We start from the raw sequence: 19,237 nt of genomic DNA, 5'->3' as shown, positions 1-19,237 counted from the left end.
TCCATCCCGCCAAGGAGCCAATATCATGAGTACGACACCATCGCAGCAGCAGAGCAGAGCGTCCGGCGAGCTCAGCATTCTCGACAGCATCATCGCCGAAACCCGTCTGCCTCGAGATGAGGATGCCTATGGCATCGCCAAGCGCGGCGTGTCGGCGTTTATCGAAGAGCTGCTCAAACCGCAAAACGCGGGTGAGCCGGTCAAGAAGGCAATGGTTGACCGCATGATTGCCGAGATCGACGCCAAGCTCGGCCGCCAGATGGATGAGATTCTGCACCACCCGGCCTTCCAGTCTCTGGAGTCGTCCTGGCGTGGACTGCAGTTGCTGGTAGAACGGACCGACTTCCGCGAGAACATCAAGATCGAAATCCTCAACGTTTCCAAAGAGGACTTGCTGGAAGATTTCGAAGATTCACCCGAAGTCATGCAGGCCGGGCTCTACAAGCATATCTACACCGCCGAGTACGGTCAGTTCGGTGGGCAGCCGGTAGGGGCGATCATCGCCAACTACTTCATGTCCCCGAGCTCGCCAGACGTGAAGCTGATGCAGTACGTCTCCAGCGTTGCCTGCATGTCTCATGCGCCGTTCATTGCCGCTGCTGGCCCCAGGTTCTTTGGCCTGGAAAGCTTCACGGGCCTGCCAGACCTGAAAGATCTGAAGGATCACTTCGAAGGCCCGCAGTTCGCCAAATGGCAGAGTTTCCGCCAGTCGGAAGACGCCCGTTACGTTGGTCTGACGGTGCCGCGTTTCCTGCTGCGCAATCCGTACGACCCGGAAGAGAACCCGGTCAAGTCGTTCGTCTACAAGGAAACCGTTGCCACCAGCCATGAGCACTATCTGTGGGGCAACACGGCGTACGCTTTCGGTACCAAGCTGACCGACAGCTTCGCCAAGTTCCGCTGGTGCCCGAACATCATCGGCCCGCAGAGCGGTGGCGCGGTCGAAGACCTGCCTCTGCACCACTTCGAGAGCATGGGTGAAATCGAAACCAAGATCCCTACCGAAGTATTGGTGAGCGATCGTCGTGAATACGAGTTGGCGGAGGAGGGGTTCATCTCGCTCACCATGCGCAAGGGCTCAGACAATGCGGCGTTCTTCTCCGCCAGCTCGGTACAAAAGCCGAAGTTTTTTGGCACGAGCGCAGAAGGCAAGGCGGCGGAGCTGAACTACAAGCTCGGCACACAACTGCCGTACATGATGATCGTTAACCGTCTTGCTCACTATTTGAAAGTCCTGCAACGCGAGCAGTTGGGTTCGTGGAAAGAACGCACCGACCTCGAACTGGAATTGAACAAGTGGATTCGCCAGTACGTGGCAGACCAGGAAAACCCGAGCGCAGAAGTCCGTGGTCGTCGTCCGCTGCGTGCCGCGCAGATCATCGTCAGTGATGTGGAGGGCGAGCCCGGCTGGTACCGCGTCAGCCTTAACGTGCGCCCGCACTTCAAGTACATGGGCGCCGATTTCACCCTGTCGCTGGTGGGCAAGCTGGACAAAGAGTGAAGGGATTGAACCCATGACTGGATACGGCACCCTTTTCGAACGCCTGGGTGGCGACGCAGGCAAGCGCGTCGGCTGGAGCCCCGAAGACTCTGCCACGGCTTCGGTGGCCGCCCATCTGGCCAAGATGCTCAGTACGCGGGCGGGCAGTGTTCAGACGCTTTCCGACTACGGGTTGCCGGATCTCAATGACATGCGCTTGAGCCTTCATGACGCTTTAACGAAGGCGCGGCTCGCCATTGAAGTCTTCATCGAAACCTACGAGCCACGCCTGAGTCGTGTCCAGGTCATCGCACTGCCCCATGCCGGCGATCAGCTTCGGCTCGCCTTCCGTATCGAAGGGCTGCTGCAGGTTCAGGGCTTCAAGCGTCAGGTCACTTTCGCCGCACGCCTGGAGGGTGGCGGTCAGGTACAGGTCAATCACAGGAAAACCTGATGTCGGGAAAACCCGCCGCTCGTGGTTGCACCTGACGTCATAAGGCGCCAGCAGGCAGTTTTCCGCAACGCTCACCCTTGAATCAAACAGCTCCGCTCGAAGGTAATACCATGTCCTTTAATCACTACTACCAAAGCGAACTCACCGCGCTTCGCCAGTTAGGTCGTCGATTCTCCGAGCGTAGTCCGGCATTGGCGCCCTTTCTGGGGCAGGCCGGTCGGGATCCGGACGTGGAGCGGTTGCTGGAAGGTTTTGCCTTTCTGACCGGACGCCTGCGCCAGAAACTCGATGACGAGCTGCCTGAGCTCACTCATTCGCTGATGCAGCTTCTCTGGCCCAACTACATGCAACCGCTGCCGGCCTTCAGCATTCTCCAGTTTGACCCGTTGAAGCTGGCCGCGCCTGCGCTGAGGGTCGAGCGCAATACGCCGGTGGACAGTGTGCCGATCGATGGCGTGCAGTGTCGCTTCCGTACCTGCTACCCAACCGACGTCCAGGCGCTGGGTCTGGTTGCGCTGACGTATTCGGTCAAGGGGGACGGCTCGCTGTTGAGCTTGCGTCTGGAAGTAAATGGCGAAGGCCATTTCGGCGAGTTGGAGTTGAGCCGGTTGCGGCTGCATTTTGCTGGCGAGCGCTACATAAGCCAGATGCTCTATCTAAGCCTGCTGCGGAATCTGGAGTGTGTCGAGCTGGTACCGCTGGACTCGGACGGCAACCCCCTGCACGGCGTCAACGGCACGCCCATGGCGTTCAGAATGCCTGGCGATCGTATCCAGCCCGTGGGTTTTGCCGAGGACGAAGCGCTGATTCCGTATCCGCTGAATACCTTCCGCGGTTATCGCTATTTGCAGGAGTACTTCGCCTTTCAGGACAAGTTCCTGTTCGTCGACGTGACCGGCCTCGACCTTCTTGCCGCATTGCCAGAAGACACGCTCAAGCAAGTGCGCGGCCTTGAATTGCGTTTCGACATTCGCAAAAGCGACGTCCAGCGACTGCGTCCCACGCTGGACAACGTGAAGCTGCATTGCACGCCGATCGTGAACCTGTTCAATCACGATGCCACGCCTATCCGCCATGATGGCAAACAGGACGAGTACCTGCTGATGCCGGCGCTCTACGCCCCGGAAAACTGCGGCGTGTTTTCGGTCGAATCCGTGATCGGCTGGAAGCCCGGCGGCTTGGGTTACGAGACGTACGTGCCGTTCGAATCGTTCGAACATGACCCTAGTTTCGATGTGCCTGACCGCCAACCCCATTACAGCATTCGCCAGCGTTCGTCATCGCTTCACGATGGCCTCGACACCTACCTGAGCTTTGGCATCCGTCCCACTGAAGCATCAGAAACGCTGTCGATCGAGATGATGTGCACCAACCAGAATTTGCCGCGCAAGCTCAAGCTGGGTGACATCTGCATTGCCTGCGAACAGACGCCGGAATTTCTGACCTTCCGCAACATCACCCCGGCCACACCGAGTTATGCGCCGCCGCTGAATCAGGACTTCCTCTGGAAGTTGATCAGCAACATGTCGCTCAACTACCTGTCCCTTGCCGATGTCAACGCGTTGAAGGTGATCCTCGAAACATACGACCTGCCGCGCTATTACGACCCGCATGCCGCAAAGGTCAGTGAGCGCCTGCTGGGCGGACTCAAGTCGATCCGGCATCAGCATGTCGACCGGCTGCACAGAGGGTTGCCGGTACGCGGGTTGCGCACCGAACTGACCATCGATCCTCAGGGCTATATCGGGGAGGGCGATGTGTTCGTGTTCGCCTCCGTTCTCAACGAGTTTTTCGCGCTTTACGCCAGCCTCAATTCGTATCACGAACTGCGCGTAAAAAGCACACAGGGAGAGGTGTACCAATGGACACCCCGTATGGGCCTGCAGCCCCTGCTTTGAGCGGGCTGACCCAAGGCATACGCGAATACTCGCTGTTTCAGGCCGTTTTGCTGGTCATTGAGCGACTGCGCACTGCACAGCCGCATCTTAACGATGACGACTTGTACGACCAGCTGGAATTCCAGGCCAACCCGAGCCTGGGCTTTCCGGGCAGTGATGTTGACCGTGTGGAGTTTTTTGAAGAGTCCGGGCTGATGCGTGCGCGCTTGCGCTTCAACCTGCTGGGGCTTGTCGGGTCTGGATCACCTTTGCCGGCGTTCTACAGCGAGCAAGCCCTGGGTGACAGCGAGTCGGGCAATCCCACTCGCCAGTTTCTCGATCTGTTTCACCATCGCCTGCATCGGCTGATGCTGCCGATCTGGAAAAATATCGCTACCGCGCGCGCTTTGAAAGCGGCGCGATCGATCCGTTTTCGTCGCAGTTGTTCGCGTTGATCGGACTGGGCAGCGAGGAAATTCGAAGTGCAAGAGAGCTGAACTGGAAGCGACTGCTGCCGTACCTCGGTTTGCTCAGCTTGCGCGCGCATTCGGCAGCGCTGATTGAGGCGGTGCTGCGTTACTACTTCAAACATGCAGAGTTGACGATCGAGCAATGCATGGAGCGTCGCGTGGAAATTCTCGAAGAGCAGCGCAACAGTCTTGGCCAAGCCAACAGCCGGCTAGGCGAGGACCTGGTGCTGGGCGAACAAGTTCGGGACCGCAGTGGCAAGTTCCGTATTCACATTCGAGAGCTTGGCTGGCAGCGCTTTCACGAGTTCCTGCCGATCGGCGCGGGTTACCAACCGCTGTGCGCATTGGTGCGATTCACGCTGCGTGACCCGCTTGATTACGACGTTCGCCTGGCGCTGCGTCGGGAAGAAATTCGCGAACTGCGCCTGGCGGAGCAGAACGCGTGTCGACTGGGATGGACCAGTTGGCTGGGCCGCGAACGCGCGGACGGCGTGGTGACCCTGGCCAGCAAATCAATAAGGACAGCCGGATAATGAGTAACGTCAACCTGCAACAACTTATTCAGGCCCTCGACGCCGAAAGCCGTCGCGACCTGGAGCACGCCGCTGAACGCTGTGTGGGACGCGGCGGCAGCAAGGTCCTTGTCGAAGATATTTTGCTGTGCTTGCTGGAGCGCCCGGAGGGCCTGCTTTCTCGAGCGCTGCAGGATGCCGATGTGGACGCGGGTGAATTCCGCGCGGCGCTGCAGATGCGGGTGGAAAACAGCGCGTCACGCAACCCGGTATTCGCGCCGGAACTGGTGCAGTGGTTGCAGGATGCGTTGCTGGTGGCCAGCCTTGAATTGAGTCAGACCCAGGTCGATCAAGGGGCGCTGGTGCTCGCGCTGTTGCGCAACCCCGACCGTTACGCAGGCAGCCGGTATCAGGCATTGCTCGCCCGGCTGAATACCGAGCGACTGAAAGCTTTCGCCTTATCGCAGAAGGAGCATTCCTACTCGGGGAAACACGGTGCGGCCGGCGAGTCATTGCTGGCGCGCTTCACCCATAACCTCACCCAACAAGCGCGGGACGGCAAACTCGATCCGGTGCTGTGCCGTGACGAGGCCATTCGGCAAATGGTGGATATTCTCGCTCGACGGCGGAAAAACAACCCGATTGTCGTGGGTGAGGCTGGTGTTGGGAAGACGGCGATCGTTGAGGGGCTGGCGTCGCGCATTGCCGCCGGTGAAGTGCCCCAGGCAATAAAGGGCGTTGAGCTGCTGTCGCTGGACATGGGCCTGCTGCAGGCCGGCGCCAGCGTCAAAGGGAGTTTGAGCGTCGCCTAAAGGGAGTGATCGACGAGGTCAAAGCGTCGCCCAGGCCGATCATTTTGTTCATCGACGAGGCCCACACCCTGATCGGGGCCGGGGGTGAGGCGGGTGGTTCCGATGCAGCCAATCTGCTCAAGCCGGCACTGGCGCGCGGTGAACTGCGCACCATTGCTGCAACCACCTGGTCCGAGTACAAAAAGTATTTTGAAAAAGACCCGGCGCTCGCCCGTCGCTTTCAGCCAGTGCAGCTGCTCGAACCGACCGTTGATGAAGCGGTGACTATTCTCCGTGGCCTCGCGCAGGTCTACGAGCGAAGTCACGGCATCTATTTGCGTGACGATGCAGTGGTGGCCGCCGCCGAGTTGTCTGCGCGCTATCTGGCTGGCCGGCAGTTGCCGGACAAAGCCGTTGATGTGCTCGACACGGCGTGCGCCCGCGTTCGCATCAGCCTCGCTGCCGCGCCGCGAAGTCTTGAGCGTCTGCGCAGCGAACGGGCTGAAAGCAGCCGTCAGCGTCATGCGCTGCGACGCGACGCAGAAGCCGGTTTGCCCATTGATCTCCACGCACTGGATGCGCTGGAAGACCGTCTGCACGCTGCGGACGAAGAAAGCCATGCTCTCGAGGCTCTCTGGTCCGAACAGAAGGGGTTGGCCGAGCAACTGCTGGACCTGCGTCAGCGACTGGCGCTAGCGCGTGATCGGGCGAAGGTTGAACAGCACGTTACCGTTGAGGAAGGTACCGAAGGTGCTGCGATCGAAAACCGGTCCATCGATCAAGCGCAAAGTATCGGAGACCTGCAAGTCGAGCTCAACGAGACTCACCGCGCTTTGACTCAGGCCCAGGCCACAGAGCGGCTGGTGAGCTTTGAAGTGTGCCCTCGGCTTGTTGCCGAAGTGATCAGCGCCTGGACCGGCGTGCCCTTGGCGCAATTGGCGCGAGAACACAACGCCAGGGTCGCCAGCTTTGCCACTGACCTGGGCGCCCGCATCCGGGGTCAGGAGCCGGCTGTTCACGCCCTTGATCGTTCAATGCGCGCGACTGCTGCCGGCCTGAACAAAACTGACGCACCGGTCGGCGTATTCCTGTTGGTCGGACCGAGCGGGGTCGGCAAGACCGAGACAGCGCTGGCCCTCGCCGACTTGCTGTACGGCGGCCAGCGGTTCATCACCACCATTAACATGTCCGAGTTTCAGGAGAAGCACACCGTCTCGCGTCTGATTGGCGCGCCACCGGGTTATGTCGGTTATGGCGAGGGCGGCATGCTCACCGAAGCGGTGCGGCAGAGGCCGTATTCCGTGGTCCTGCTCGACGAAGTCGAAAAGGCTGACCCGGACGTTCTGAACCTGTTCTATCAAATCTTCGACAAGGGCGTGGCCAATGACGGGGAAGGGCGGGAGATCAACTTCCGCAACACGCTGATCCTGATGACCTCGAACCTTGGAAGCGACCTGATCAGCCACCTCTGCGCCGACGGCGCGCGTCCCTCTGCGCAGGTGCTTGAGGAGCATCTCCATCCGGTTCTCGCGCGGCATTTCAAACCGGCGTTGCTCGCACGCATGCGCGTCGTCCCGTACTACCCGGTGAGCGGGTCGGTGCTGCGTGAGCTGATCGAGATCAAACTGAAAGGTCTCGGTGAGCGTTTGAACAGCCGTCAGTTGGCGTTCACCTTTTCCGAGGCGCTGGTCGATCAACTGGCTGAACGCTGCAGCCAGGGCGACAGCGGCGCACGTCTGATCGACCACTTGCTGGAGCTTCACGTTCTGCCGCAGGTGGCTGACCGGCTGCTCGACGCCATGGCCGCAGGCCAACGTCTCACATCGGTGCACGCAACGCTTGATCACGGTGGCGCCGTGAACTGCGAGTTTGCCTGAGATGGGTGCCATGTTCCTACAGGTGCCACAGCCGCTGGCCTATGCCGAAGTGTTGCTGGAGCAGTTCACTCGCCTCGCACGTGCTGCAGACGATGCTGCACTGCTGGGCGGCCTTGCGCTCGGACTTGCCGAGTTGAGCGGGTGCGAGCTGACTCAGCTTTATCTGCTCGACGCGACACACACGAGTTTGGGCATGACGGCCGAGTGTCTTGAGGGCAGCGTGCAACCCCGTGGGGCACACAGCCTCCCAGCCGATTACAACGGCGAGCAACTGCTGCAGTTTGCGCTGTGCCAGAACCGCGTTGTGTGCATTGCCGATTTGCCAGGCAGCCTCCACGAAACCAGCTTCCTGCCGACCAGGGCGGCGCCCTGGCAGTCGCTGCTGTGTGTGCCCATCGTCAATGAGCAACAAACGGTCGAAGGCTTGCTCGTTTGCGCAAGCAGTCGACACCTTGAGCTACAGGCCTTTGCCGACTCCCTTGGCCGACTGGGCGCGTTCGTGCTGAGTCAACTGCACCTGCTCCACCGCTTGAGACGACGCGTCGATGATTCGCATCCGGTGCGCGTCAACGTGCCAAGCATCAGCGCCTACGGATTGATCGGCAAAAGCGCGCCAATGCGTCAGACCTGTTCGATGATCAGCAAAGTCCTGCACAGCCCCTACACCGTTCTGCTGCGCGGGGAGACGGGCACCGGCAAGGAAGTGGTGGCCCGTGCCATCCATGACTATGGTCCGCGCCGCTCCCAGCCCTTTATCGTGCAGAACTGCGCGGCGCTGCCCGAAAGCCTGCTGGAAAGCGAGTTGTTCGGCTATTGCAAGGGGGCATTCACGGGGGCTCTGCGCAATCGCGCCGGGCTCTTCGACGCAGCCAACGGCGGCACCCTCTTGCTCGATGAAGTCGGCGACATGCCGATGTCGCTGCAGGCCAAGCTTTTGCGCGTGCTTCAGGAGGGAGAGATCCGCCCACTGGGCTCCAACGACACGCACAAAATAGACGTACGCATCCTGGCAGCAACCCACCGGGATTTGTCAGTAATGGTCAGTGAAGGCACGTTTCGCGAGGACCTCTACTACCGCCTCTCGCAATTCCCCATCGAGCTGCCCGCCCTGCGCCAGCGCGGCGATGACATCGTTGATCTGGCCCGTCATTTTGCCGACAGGGCCTGCGCATTCCTACAACGGGACGCTCTGTGCTGGTCCGACGCAGCACTCGATCATTTGTCCGGTTATGCCTTTCCCGGCAACGTGCGCGAGCTCAAGGGGCTGGTCGAGCGCGCCGTTCTGCTGTGTGAAGGCGGCGAATTGCTTGCCGAGCATTTCACCCTGCGCGCGGATGTCGTGCCTAAACGCGCCCGCCTGGACCTGCGTGAACGCCTTGAGCAGGTCGAGCGCGCCTTGCTGCTCGACTGCCTGCGCAAAAACCAAGGCAATCAGAGCCTGTCGGCGCGTGAGTTGGGCCTGCCCAGGCGCACGCTGCTGTACCGCCTTGGGCGCCTCAACATCAATCTGGGTGACGTCAATGCGTAAGACAAACCGCCTTGTTCCCTGCTCGCTTTCCATAGCGCCCACTGTCGGAGCCTTGCGCTCACTTCTGGAGATCCTCTGATGTTTGCTCGTCACCGGCAAGCCGTTCTGCTGACCTTTGTTCTTCTCTGTGGCCTGTCGGGTTGCAGCGGCAATTACACGTTCAACGACAACACCTACCGCCCTCTGGGTGATCCGCAGGCGGTCAACCGCGGCAACTGACCGTAAGGAGCATCACCATGGAACTGGTTTTTGAAATGCAGAGTGCCCGGCAATTCGTGCCGGCGGACCTGTGCCAGAAGACCTTCATGCAGGCCGGTGGCGTGATCGGACGTGGCGCCGATTGTGATTGGGTCATTCCCGACCACAATCGGTATGTGTCCCACCACCACCTCACGATCAGCTACCGCGATGGCGGCTATTTTCTCACCGACACCAGCAGCAACGGCGTACTGAGTGGAGAGAACGGGACGCGGCTGCCCAAGGGCCAGGCCGTGCGCATCGAGCACGGCAGCCGGTATGTACTGGGCGATTTCGAGCTGCGTGCGCGACTCATGGGGGACCCGGCCTGCGTTGACGGTTTCGTGGGCCGTGCGCAGGCGGCCGGCAGCATCATCCCGGACGACTCGTTTCTGGACCTCGACCCGCTGACTGCGCTCGACCATCAGGAGCGCGTCCACTCGGACATCGACGAGCTGATTTCGCCAGTTACCGTCATCAAGGACGGCCAACAACGCGCTGACTATGCCCGGGTGGAGATGGACAGCCTGCGCGTACCCGAGCTGGTTGCAGATCCAGCAGCACAACCCGCGGCGCCTGCTGCACCCACGCCCGCAGCGTTTGAATTCGAGCGCCAGGACGATGATTTCTGGACCCGGTTTGCCGAAGCGCTGGGCATCGAATTCGATGAGCTTGATCAGGATGCCCGGGAAGCGCTGGCGCTCAATGCCGGTCGTTTACTCAGGCAGTGTGTCGGCGGGCTCCAGCAAAACCTGCACACGCGGAGCGAGCTGAAAAATGAATTGCGACTTTCCCAGACCAGCGTGCAGGGCGCTCAGCGCAACCCGCTGAAATCAGCTGTCGATGCTGGCGAAGCGCTGTCGGCGTTGTTGCGACCTGGCAAGCCCGGGCAGTTGCCGGCTGAGGTCGCGGTCACTCGAGCATTCCATGACGTGCAGGCGCACCAGGTGGCCCTGCTGGCCGCCAGTCGCGCAGCCATTCGCGCGACGCTGGAGCATTTTTCTCCGGAGCAACTCACCCTGCGGTTCGAGCGCGACAACCCGCCACTGCTCGCAACCTCCGGCAGTCGCTGGAGAGCATTTGGCCGTTATCACCAGGCGTTGCGTCAGGACAATGACTGGAGCGAGCGCCTGCTGGCGCGAGACTTCGCCCACGCCTATGAAGAGCAAATTCGTCTGATTTCCACCCTCCACACGGATCACCGGGGATGAAGCCCATGTTTCGCCGCTCAACTGTATTTCCCCATACGCTGACTGCGTTGATGGCCGTGCTGATGCTGGCAGGTTGTTCGACGTTTTCGCCGTTCTCACACCTGACCAAACTCAACCTCAGGCTCACGGCCAGTGATCAGCTGAATCCCGATCTGAATGGCCGTCCGTCACCGATCGTGGTGCGGCTGTACGAGCTCAAGCATGCGGTGGCCTTCGAGAATGCTGATTTTTTCAGCCTGTATGAACGAGCCAAAGAGTCCTTGGCCCCAGACATGGTCGCCACCGAGGAGCTTGAGCTGCGTCCGGGCGAAACGGTCGAGCTCAAGCTCAGTGTGCAGAAGGGCAGTCGCTACGTCGGCGTGGTCGCAGCGTACCGCGACCTGTCACAAAGCTCATGGCGCTCCACGCTTTACCTCGCGCCGAAAACCGCTACCGAAGTGGATCTGACCCTTGACGACAGCGGCATTCACCCCTCACGCCAAGAGCCCGCCGAGGCGGTTGACCAGCCATGAACGCCCACAAAGTCATCTGGCAGGAGGGCATGTTGCTGCGCCCTCAGCATTTTCAACACAACGACCGCTATTACGACCACCAGCTGAAAATGCGCACTCGGTTAATGGGTGGCTACGCCTGGGGATTCCTTACGCTGGAGATCGACCTGCAGTTTCTCAACATGGGCAAACTGGTGATCAGCCATGCTTCCGGCATCTTCCCGGACGGCAGCCTGTTCGAACTGATCGGCAATACGGAGTCGTTGGCGCTCGACGTACCGCCCAATACCTGCAACATGCCTGTTTACCTGGCGTTGCCGTTGGTCACTGGCAATCTCGTGGAGGCGCGGCGACCGGAGCAGTCCGACGTGCTGGCCCGTTACACCGCCTATGAAGCGCAAGTCGCCGATTCAAACGCGGGCGATGACGCAGCGTGTCAGGTCAGCTGCGGTCGTCCGGATTTCAGATTGCTGCTGGGCGAACAGCAGAGCGATCACGCGTACGTGAAGCTGAAAATCTGCGAGGTGCTCGACACCAGCCCTGACGGCGTGGTCAGCCTCGCTCCGGATTTCATACCCACCTACCTGCAGTCCCACGCTTCCAGTTATCTGCTGTCGTGCTTGAAGGAAGTCATCAGCATGCTCAGCCACAGGGGCGACAGCATTGCCGAGCGTATTCGCTCAAGTGGCACGGTCGCCGGCACGGAAGTGGGGGATTTCATGATGCTTCAGCTGATCAATCGTGCCGAATTGCTGCTGCGTCACTACCTCGGCCTCGAGCATGTGCATCCGGAAGAACTCTACCGCGCGCTGCTGACGCTGCTGGCCGATCTGGCGACCTTCTCGAGTGACAGCAAGCGCCCGCGGCTGGACAGCCGCTATCGGCACAGCAATCAAGGGAGTGCTTTCGCAAGGTGATGGAAGCGCTTCGGCACATGCTGTCGATGGTGCTGGAACAACACGCCATTGAGCTGGTGCTGCAGCCGCGCCAATACGGCATCACTGTCTCGCCGCTGCACGATCGCACGCTGCTGGGTTCGGCCTCTTTTGTATTGGCGGCGAGTGCCCACTGCGACGCCGAGGAACTGCGCCATCGTCTGCCCGCGCATTTCAAGGTTGCACCGGTGGAGCGAATCCGCCAGTTGGTGAACCTGCACCTGCCCGGAATCAAACTCACCCCGTTACCGGTGGCGCCGCGGCAGATTGCATTCCATTCGAAAAAACTTACTTCCTCCTCGAACTCAGCTCCGAGGACCTGGAGCAGCTCGAGCGTTCCGGCGGTTTCGCGTTCCACGTGTCCGGTGAGTTCGCCGAGCTTGAGCTCAATTTCTGGGCCATCAGGAACTGACCGCCATGATCAAAAATAACGACTACCGCCAGGACGACAAAACCGTCCTGGTCAGCCGGCACGGCCATGGCCCGGCGTCCAGGCCGATGACGGATTCCACGCCGCCGCCGCGCTTCGAGCAACTGGAAGAACGCATGGTCTACGCCGCGCGCCTGCAACCGGCGCAGACGTTTAATGTCGGCATGAACCCGCTGGTGGCAGCTGCATCGGAGTTGCTGTCCGAAGTGGTACGGCTCAAGACCGGTGACATCCCCCAGGACATGAGCGCGCTCCATGGGCATCTGGCGCAGGTGCTGAAAACCTTTGAAGCGCGCGCGCTGCACAATGGCGCCGAGAGCAGTCAGGTCGCGGGCGCCCGCTATGTGCTCTGTACTGCGCTGGATGAGGCCGTGGTAACGAGCGGCTGGGGCAATGAAAGCGAATGGTCGCAGATGAGCCTGCTGAGCCGCTTTCACCAGGAAACCTTCGGTGGCGAGAAATTCTTCCAGCTGCTGGATCGGCTCTCGAAAAACCCGGTCAAGCACCTGCCGATGCTGGAGTTGATGTACCTGTGCCTGTCTCTGGGGTTCGAGGGCCGCTACCGGGTGCAGACCCGTGGCGTGCAGGAACTCGAAAACATTCGCGACGCGGTTTACCGGCAAATTCGCCAGCTGCGGGGTGATGCGCCTCGCGAGCTGTCACCCCATTGGGAAGGCCTGAGCAATCAGCGCCGCAGCCTTGTTCGCATCGTGCCCACCTGGATGGTGGTGGGCTTCACCCTGGTCTGTCTGGTCGTGATGTATTCGGGCTTCGCCTGGGTGCTGGGTGAGCACCGCAATGCCGTTCTGCAGCCCTATCAGCCGTCTGATCAGCTTGCCGTTCACCCCCGATCGCAGCCCCAGCCCCAGCCGTAAACAGAGACGTGTGATGAAAAACCTTTTCAAGAAAACCGGCGCGCTTTTGCGTCAGACGTGGGTGTGGACGCTGCTGTTGGTATTGCTCGTGGCGCTGATGATCTGGTTCTTCGGGCCGGCCCTGGCGGTTGACGACCGGAAGTTCTGGGAGGGTTCAACCTCTCGGCTGTTGACAATCAGTTCGCTGTTCCTGCTCTGGGGCCTTGCGATGGTCTATGTCAGCTGGCGCGCCGGGGAGCGCAAGAAGGCAGTCGAGGGCAGTGAAGAGGGTCAGGCACGCATCCTGCGCGACGATCAGATCGATGAGGAGCAGGCTGAACTGACGACGCGTTTCAAGGACGCGCTGAAAACGCTGAAGACTTCGAGCCTGTATCGCGGCCGCAGTGAGCACTGGCGCACCGAGCTGCCGTGGTACCTGCTGATCGGGCCCGAAGGCAGCGGCAAGACCAGCCTGCTGGACTTTTCAGGGCTCGAGTTTCCGCTCAACGGCGTCGAGCGCAAGCTCACCCGAGACACCCGGGGCACTCGCCACTGCGATTGGTATTTTGCCAACAACGCCGTACTCGTTGACACCGCAGGGCGGTACCTGACCCAGCCGAGCGCCGACATCGACCGCGGCGCCTGGTGCACGTTACTGGGCCTGCTGGGCAAATATCGCCGCAAACGTCCTCTGAACGGTGTACTCGTCACCCTCCCGGTCGACACGCTGCTCCACGCCAGTGACCCCGAACTCGAGACCCTTGCCGGACAGGTGCGTGCGCGTTTGCAGGAGCTGCGTCAAAAGCTGCACCTGGAGGTGCCGGTCTATCTGGTGCTGAGCAAGGCCGACAGCCTTGCGGGCTTCGACGCGTTTTTCGATCAACTGACCCGTGAGGAAAGCGATCAGGTCCTGGGTACCAGTTTCCGTAAAGGCCAGAGCGGCACCGATGCCGACGTACTGCGCAACGAGTTCGCCGAACTGTTGGTTCGGTTGAACAGTCAGGTCATCACTCGCATTCATCAAGAGCGTGATGCGTCGCGCCGTGGCAGCATTCTGGATTTCCCTCATCAACTCAGTCGCATCGGCGAGCGCGTATGCGTGTTCGTAGAACTGGCGTTCACAGGCAATCGCTATCAGTCAGCCAGCCAGCTGCGGGGCTTCTACCTCACCAGCGCAGCGCACCTTGATCAGGACATGCACGTGTCCGTTGTCGGCAAGGGTATGGGGCCGGGTCTCAGCACAGATACGCGGCCGACATTGGGCAGCGGGCGATCCCGATTCATCAACCACCTGCTCAGCAGAGTCATCTTTCCGGAGGCGGACCTTGCAGGCCTGGACATGCGCGAGCGCCGCCGTATCCATTGGGCACAGCGCGCGCTGTATGTGGGAGCGCTGGCGTCGCTGGCGTTGTTCGGCACGCTCTGGGCCGTGAGTTTTTCCGGCAACTATGAAAGGCTCGACAGTGTGAGTGCGCTTGCCCGAATTCGGGCCGAGCAACGGTCGGCGAACACGGCCCCGAATGACCTGCTCGCAACGCTGAAAGCTTTGGATACCCGCTATGCGGCGACGCAGGTCTTCCCCGACACAGGGGGCGTTGGTTACCAGGTGCGTGGTGGCCTTTATCAAGGTGAGGTGGTCAGTCCAGTCGTCGAAACTGCCTACGAGCGCGAGCTGGAACGGCTGCTGTTGCCCCAAGTGGCGATGATGCTGGAGGGACAGATCGCCGCCAACCTGGAGAACCGCGAAGGTTTGCTCAAAAGCCTGCGGGCCTATTTGATGCTCGGCTTGAAAGACCGGCGCGAAGCGGCCTGGCTCAAGGAGCGGGTCGCCGCTGACTGGTCTGAGCTGTACCCCGGCAACGTCGCCGTGCAAAACAGTCTGAACAGCCACTTCGAACGATTGCTGAAGCTGCCCTTCGTCCATGCCCTCAATGATCAACGCGTGGCGCAGGCACGGCAGGTGCTGCGCGGTGAGTCCCTGGCGAACGTCATCTACCGGATGCTGCGTGAGCAGGCGGATGCCTTGCCGGACTACAGTTTTGACCCGCACCTCGGCCCGAAGACGGGGCTGTTCGTCGGTGCCGATTATGTGATACCGGGGTTCTACACCCGACACGGCTACGAGCAGTATTTCTCGGTGCAAGGCTCCCGGGTGGTGACCGATATCCTGCGGGACAATTGGGTACTGGGCGAAGGCGCCGACCTCAGCGACATGGACATGCGGCGTCTGATGGTCGAACTGGAACAGCTCTATTTTCGCGATTACGCCGACTACTGGGGCGAAGCGGTCAGCGCGGTCGAGCTGCCCGGGCCTTTCGATTTTGCCGACAGTGCGGAACAGCTGGCCAGCCTGACGTCGGCTCATTCTCCGGTCATCAACCTGCTCAGGGAGGTTCGAGAGAACACCCGTTTAACGCCTGTCGTTGCGCTGACAGATGCTGTCGATACCACTGCGCAGCTCGCGGAAACGGGCACGAAGGCGGCCAAACTGGCAATCGCCGCATCCGGTAAAGCCTCTGAAGCGCTGAGTGCATCGGTACCGGTTACCGCACGCAAATCACTGCAGAACCGTTTCGATCCATTGCACCGCCTGCTCGACGACAAGGACGGCCCGGCCGCGGATCTGACCCTCGTTCTGGCCGCACTCAACGAGCTGCAAATGCAGATGGCCAGCCTCGGTCGAGCCAGTTCGCCCGAGCAGGCGGCATTTGACATGGCCAAGTCACGCATGGGCGGCCAGCGTGATGCCTTGAGCAGTGTGCGCGGTGCATCCTCTCGCCTGCCGCCTCCGGTAAGCGCGTGGTTCAACACCCTGGCCGAGGACGCATGGCGGCTGGTGCTTCGCGACGTCTATCAGCACGTGAACCAGCACTACCAGAGTGAGGTGTACGGTTTTTACGCCAGGGCGATCAGCAAGCGTTACCCGTTCAACGCCGACAGTGCCAGCGATGTCGCGCTCAGTGATTTTCGCGAGTTCTTCAAGGTTCAGGGTGTTGCCGACCGCTTCTTCGACGGATTCCTGCGGCCGTTCGTGGTTGGCGAGAAGGGCAGTCATCGTCTGCGCAGTATCGACGGGCAAAGCCTGCCGATCTCCCGGGCGTACCTCGAGCAGATGAATGCGGCCCGGGTCATCCGGCAGGGTTTTTTCGCGGACAATCCGGGCGAGCCTCAAGTGCAGTTCAAGCTCGAGCCTCACACCCTGGACCCGTCGGTCAGTCGTTCCGAATTCAAGCTGGGTGACAAAACCCTCGAATATCGGCATGGCCCGATCGTTCCGGTGTCCTTCAAGTGGCCCACGGACGCCGAGGCCGGTCGAACAAGTCTGGTGCTCGACAGAATGGTTGGCCGACCTTTGGGCATCGAAGAAAGCACGGGGCCGTGGTCGCTGTTCCGTTTGCTGGATTCGCTGCAGCGGGAAGAGCTGACCGGTCGCGACGTGCTGGTGCTGAAGGCCGATGTCGGCGGGCTGCGGGCCAGCTACCTGCTGACCAGTCAGCGCTCGCCAAACCCATTCGACATGACCGTGCTGCGCAGCTTCCGTATGCCGGCACAACTGTGATGGCGATTGCCGGCGCCTGGCGCAGCGCTGCGCGGACCCACAGCGGCAAGGTTAGGGCACGCAACGAAGATGCGTTTCTGGAGCGTCCCGAGCAGGGACTGTGGGTGGTCGCCGATGGCATGGGCGGGCATCAGGGAGGTGATATCGCCAGCCAGATGATCGTCGCCAGTCTGGCGGAGCTCCCCGTCCATGAAGATTTCGATGACCGGCTCATCCGCATTCGACAATGCCTGCACTGGCTGAACCGTCGATTGGGCCAGGAGCTGACTGTCAGCGCAGCCCGACACGACAACATCATCGGCAGCACCGTGGTTGCGCTCCTGGCAGAGGAAAACCGGGCCGCGTGCGTCTGGGCGGGTGATAGTCGCTGCTATTTGTGGCGCGGTCAGCGCTTGTATCAGCTGTCCCGGGACCACTCGCTGCAACAGCAGTTGATCGACGAACAACAGATGAACGCTCAGCAGGCCCAGGCGCATCCCGGCGCGCACGCGTTGACCCGCGCAGTGGGCGCTGCCAGGCAACTGACGCTGGAGGTGCTGGAACTTGAGGTGTTTCCGGGCGATGCCTTTTTGCTGTGCAGCGACGGTCTGTACCAAGAGTTGAGCAGTGATGCATTGGGCCACGCGCTGAACCATGCGGTGCCGGAAACAGCGCTCAAGCGTCTGTTCGATGACGCGTTGCGCGGCGCCGCCCGGGATAACCTGACTGCCGTGGTGATTCGCGGATGACCGATCCCGTGCACTCGAACCCGGACGGGCAGGCAGTGATTGATTCCCCCGCGATGAACCGCCCGCCGACCTCACCTATTTCGCCTTTGCCCTCTCTCAGAAACCTGAACCGGCTCGGGTGGTCACTTCAGCCGGACTGAGCGCAATGCCCGATATTCTGGCGAATCGTTATCGCATCGAGCGCCTGCTCGGTGCCGGCGGTATGGGCGCGGTCTACCGCGCGCGCGATCTGCTGGCCGAGCAATACGGAGATCCCGATCCTTACGTCGCGCTCAAAGTCCTCAACCCAGACTTCGTCGAGTCGCCGGACGCCAGCGCGGTGCTCTACAGCGAGTTCTGCCTGACCCGATACCTGCGCCATGACAACGTGCTGCGTGTACATGGGTTTCACGTCGACACCTCATGCCAGCGTGCCTTCATCACCATGGAACTCATGCGAGGCCTGACGCTGGACAAATTACTCTGCGAGCGGCCGCTGGGACTGCCGTGGAAAGAACTGCGGGAGATCGTTGTGCCGCTGTTGGACGCCCTGGCATACGCCCACGCTCGCGGCGTCGTTCACGGTGACATCAAACCCAGCAACATCATGCTCAGTGAAGAGGGCGTGCGGCTGTTCGACTTTGGGCTCGGCAGGGCCGAGGAGGGCGTTCTCTCCAGCCTGCCGCACCTGAGCCGCGAGCGTTTCAACGCCTGGACACCGGGTTACGCCGCACCGGAACTGCTTGAACATCACTCGCTCACGGCACGCACCGACATCTACGCCGTGGCGTGTGTGATCTACGAACTGGCAAGTGGCAAACATCCCTTTCGCCACCTGCCCTCGACCCAGGCCCGTGATGAGCATCTCGACCGCGGGTTGCGGATGCCAGCCTGTTTACCTAACCCTTGCTGGCCGGCCTTGCAAACCGCGCTCGCTTTTGGCGCCGGTGCACGCGCGATAACGGCCGGGCAAATGCGTCACGCCTTCGCCTTCCCATCGTCCTGGCCGTGGGGCGGGAAAATCCCCAAGCCCTGGTGAGGCTGTCACTTGTGCGGTGTGAGACCCAACGCCTTCCCGGCTAAAGCCGGTCCTACCAAGAGCTCGCGGAGTTGTCGCGGCCACTTGTGGCTTAAACCCGCCCGAGTTTTTCCAGCGCCGCATCCGCCAGGAACGAAGATCGGCTTTTGACGTTGTGGTCGCGAACATAACGGTCGATCCGCTGTATGACAAATCCCGGCAAGGTGACATTGACCTTCTCGGTCTTGCCCAGATAAGGGGTAATGTCGATCTCGACCATACCCCAGCCCATGTTTACGAAGTCGTCATGACCGTGATAAGCCCGAGCAGACGACGGCATGGGCACGGGGTGACCGTCGGAAACCAGTTCTTCAAGGCAGATGTGGGCAATTTCGACCGCCGCGTTGTAAGCCTCTTCAAACGTGTCGCCAGCCGTCACCGCGCCGGGAATGTCCGGAATCTGTATGCCGATGGCCGTCGTATCGTCGCCCCATTCAATGGCGATTGGATATTGCATGGTGCGCTCCTGCATTGGGATTGATTGGGTGCCAGAGGTTATAGACATGCCCGCCTCCTGATGCTTTTGATCGTTCCGATGGGAAGGTCCTTCTTCGGATGGGGGACCGGGATGGAGTGACAGCTGCACGGGTGAGTGTAAATGTGATGGCTGCCTCGGATTCGGGCTAAGCTCCAGCCCGCTGCTTCTAATTCTGAGATCAATTCCCTGCTTTTCACCAGCGGCTCCCTTTGAAGTGTGGGGCGGATGGTGAAAGTCGTTCGATGTTAGATCAAGGAAGAAGATGTAT

General features: G+C 60.8%; 12 protein-coding genes and 4 pseudogenes. 14 read left to right on the top strand and 2 right to left on the bottom strand.

Features of this window, described 5'->3' with window-relative positions; all coding sequences use genetic code 11:
* The first annotated feature begins 25 nt into the window (after positions 1 to 25).
* From tssC to JN403_RS19155, 14 genes and pseudogenes are all read left to right on the top strand, one after another.
* Positions 26 to 1,501: a type VI secretion system contractile sheath large subunit gene (gene tssC, locus JN403_RS19220; RefSeq protein ID WP_205483851.1), complete on the top strand. Its 1,476-nt coding sequence runs from the start codon at positions 26 to 28 to the stop codon at positions 1,499 to 1,501.
* A gap of 13 nt (positions 1,502 to 1,514) precedes the next feature.
* On the top strand, positions 1,515 to 1,934 hold the full coding sequence (gene tssE, locus JN403_RS19215) for a type VI secretion system baseplate subunit TssE (protein ID WP_205483849.1): 420 nt from the start codon (positions 1,515 to 1,517) through the stop codon (positions 1,932 to 1,934).
* Positions 1,935 to 2,044: 110 nt separating this feature from the next.
* Entirely contained in the window at positions 2,045 to 3,832 is a 1,788-nt protein-coding gene (gene tssF / locus JN403_RS19210; protein WP_205483847.1) for a type VI secretion system baseplate subunit TssF, read from the top strand.
* Positions 3,796 to 4,814, top strand: a pseudogene (tssG, locus tag JN403_RS19205) (type VI secretion system baseplate subunit TssG). The gene tssF and the pseudogene tssG overlap by 37 nt, the downstream one beginning before the upstream one ends.
* A pseudogene (gene tssH, locus JN403_RS19200) lies at positions 4,814 to 7,461 on the top strand (type VI secretion system ATPase TssH). Before tssG ends, tssH begins: the two co-directional pseudogenes overlap by 1 nt.
* A 10-nt stretch (positions 7,462 to 7,471) precedes the next feature.
* The gene (locus tag JN403_RS19195; protein ID WP_205483844.1) at positions 7,472 to 8,989 is read left to right on the top strand and encodes a sigma 54-interacting transcriptional regulator; all 1,518 of its coding nucleotides are present in this window, start codon (positions 7,472 to 7,474) and stop codon (positions 8,987 to 8,989) included.
* A gap of 78 nt (positions 8,990 to 9,067) precedes the next feature.
* Entirely contained in the window at positions 9,068 to 9,208 is a 141-nt protein-coding gene (locus JN403_RS19190) for a type VI secretion protein (RefSeq protein WP_122623836.1), read from the top strand.
* A 17-nt stretch (positions 9,209 to 9,225) separates the two neighbouring features.
* On the top strand, positions 9,226 to 10,437 hold the full coding sequence (gene tagH / locus JN403_RS19185; RefSeq protein WP_205483842.1) for a type VI secretion system-associated FHA domain protein TagH: 1,212 nt from the start codon (positions 9,226 to 9,228) through the stop codon (positions 10,435 to 10,437).
* A 5-nt stretch (positions 10,438 to 10,442) separates the two neighbouring features.
* A complete protein-coding gene (tssJ, locus tag JN403_RS19180) occupies positions 10,443 to 10,949 on the top strand; it encodes a type VI secretion system lipoprotein TssJ (protein WP_205483840.1) in 507 nt (168 codons plus the stop codon).
* Positions 10,946 to 12,275 (top strand): annotated as a pseudogene (gene tssK / locus JN403_RS19175) (type VI secretion system baseplate subunit TssK). The gene tssJ and the pseudogene tssK overlap by 4 nt, the downstream one beginning before the upstream one ends.
* Positions 12,276 to 12,280: 5 nt before the next feature.
* The gene (gene icmH, locus JN403_RS19170) at positions 12,281 to 13,168 is read left to right on the top strand and encodes a type IVB secretion system protein IcmH/DotU (protein ID WP_205483838.1); all 888 of its coding nucleotides are present in this window, start codon (positions 12,281 to 12,283) and stop codon (positions 13,166 to 13,168) included.
* 13 nt (positions 13,169 to 13,181) lie between these two features.
* Positions 13,182 to 16,706 carry a type VI secretion system membrane subunit TssM gene (tssM, locus tag JN403_RS19165; protein ID WP_205483836.1) on the top strand — a complete coding sequence of 1,175 codons (3,525 nt, stop codon included), beginning with the start codon at positions 13,182 to 13,184 and terminating at the stop codon, positions 16,704 to 16,706.
* Positions 16,706 to 17,434: a PP2C family serine/threonine-protein phosphatase gene (locus JN403_RS19160; RefSeq protein ID WP_205483833.1), complete on the top strand. Its 729-nt coding sequence runs from the start codon at positions 16,706 to 16,708 to the stop codon at positions 17,432 to 17,434. The genes tssM and JN403_RS19160 overlap by 1 nt, the downstream gene beginning before the upstream one ends.
* 67 nt (positions 17,435 to 17,501) lie before the next feature.
* A pseudogene (locus JN403_RS19155) lies at positions 17,502 to 18,452 on the top strand (serine/threonine-protein kinase); the annotation flags it as partial.
* Between the two features lie 91 nt (positions 18,453 to 18,543).
* Here the strand turns inward: JN403_RS19155 and JN403_RS19150 are convergent.
* Together JN403_RS19150 and JN403_RS19145 are read right to left on the bottom strand one after the other, a co-directional pair.
* Positions 18,544 to 18,948, bottom strand: coding sequence for a type II toxin-antitoxin system HicB family antitoxin (locus JN403_RS19150; protein ID WP_205483829.1), 405 nt, complete (start codon positions 18,946 to 18,948; stop codon positions 18,544 to 18,546).
* A gap of 38 nt (positions 18,949 to 18,986) precedes the next feature.
* Positions 18,987 to 19,166: a type II toxin-antitoxin system HicA family toxin gene (locus tag JN403_RS19145; protein ID WP_122534666.1), complete on the bottom strand. Its 180-nt coding sequence runs from the start codon at positions 19,164 to 19,166 to the stop codon at positions 18,987 to 18,989.
* Positions 19,167 to 19,237: the final 71 nt, after the last annotated feature.

It is taken from the genome of Pseudomonas sp. 15A4, from assembly GCF_016925575.1.
GTDB lineage: Bacteria > Pseudomonadota > Gammaproteobacteria > Pseudomonadales > Pseudomonadaceae > Aquipseudomonas.
This window is presented reverse-complemented; position numbering and strand designations above follow the sequence as displayed.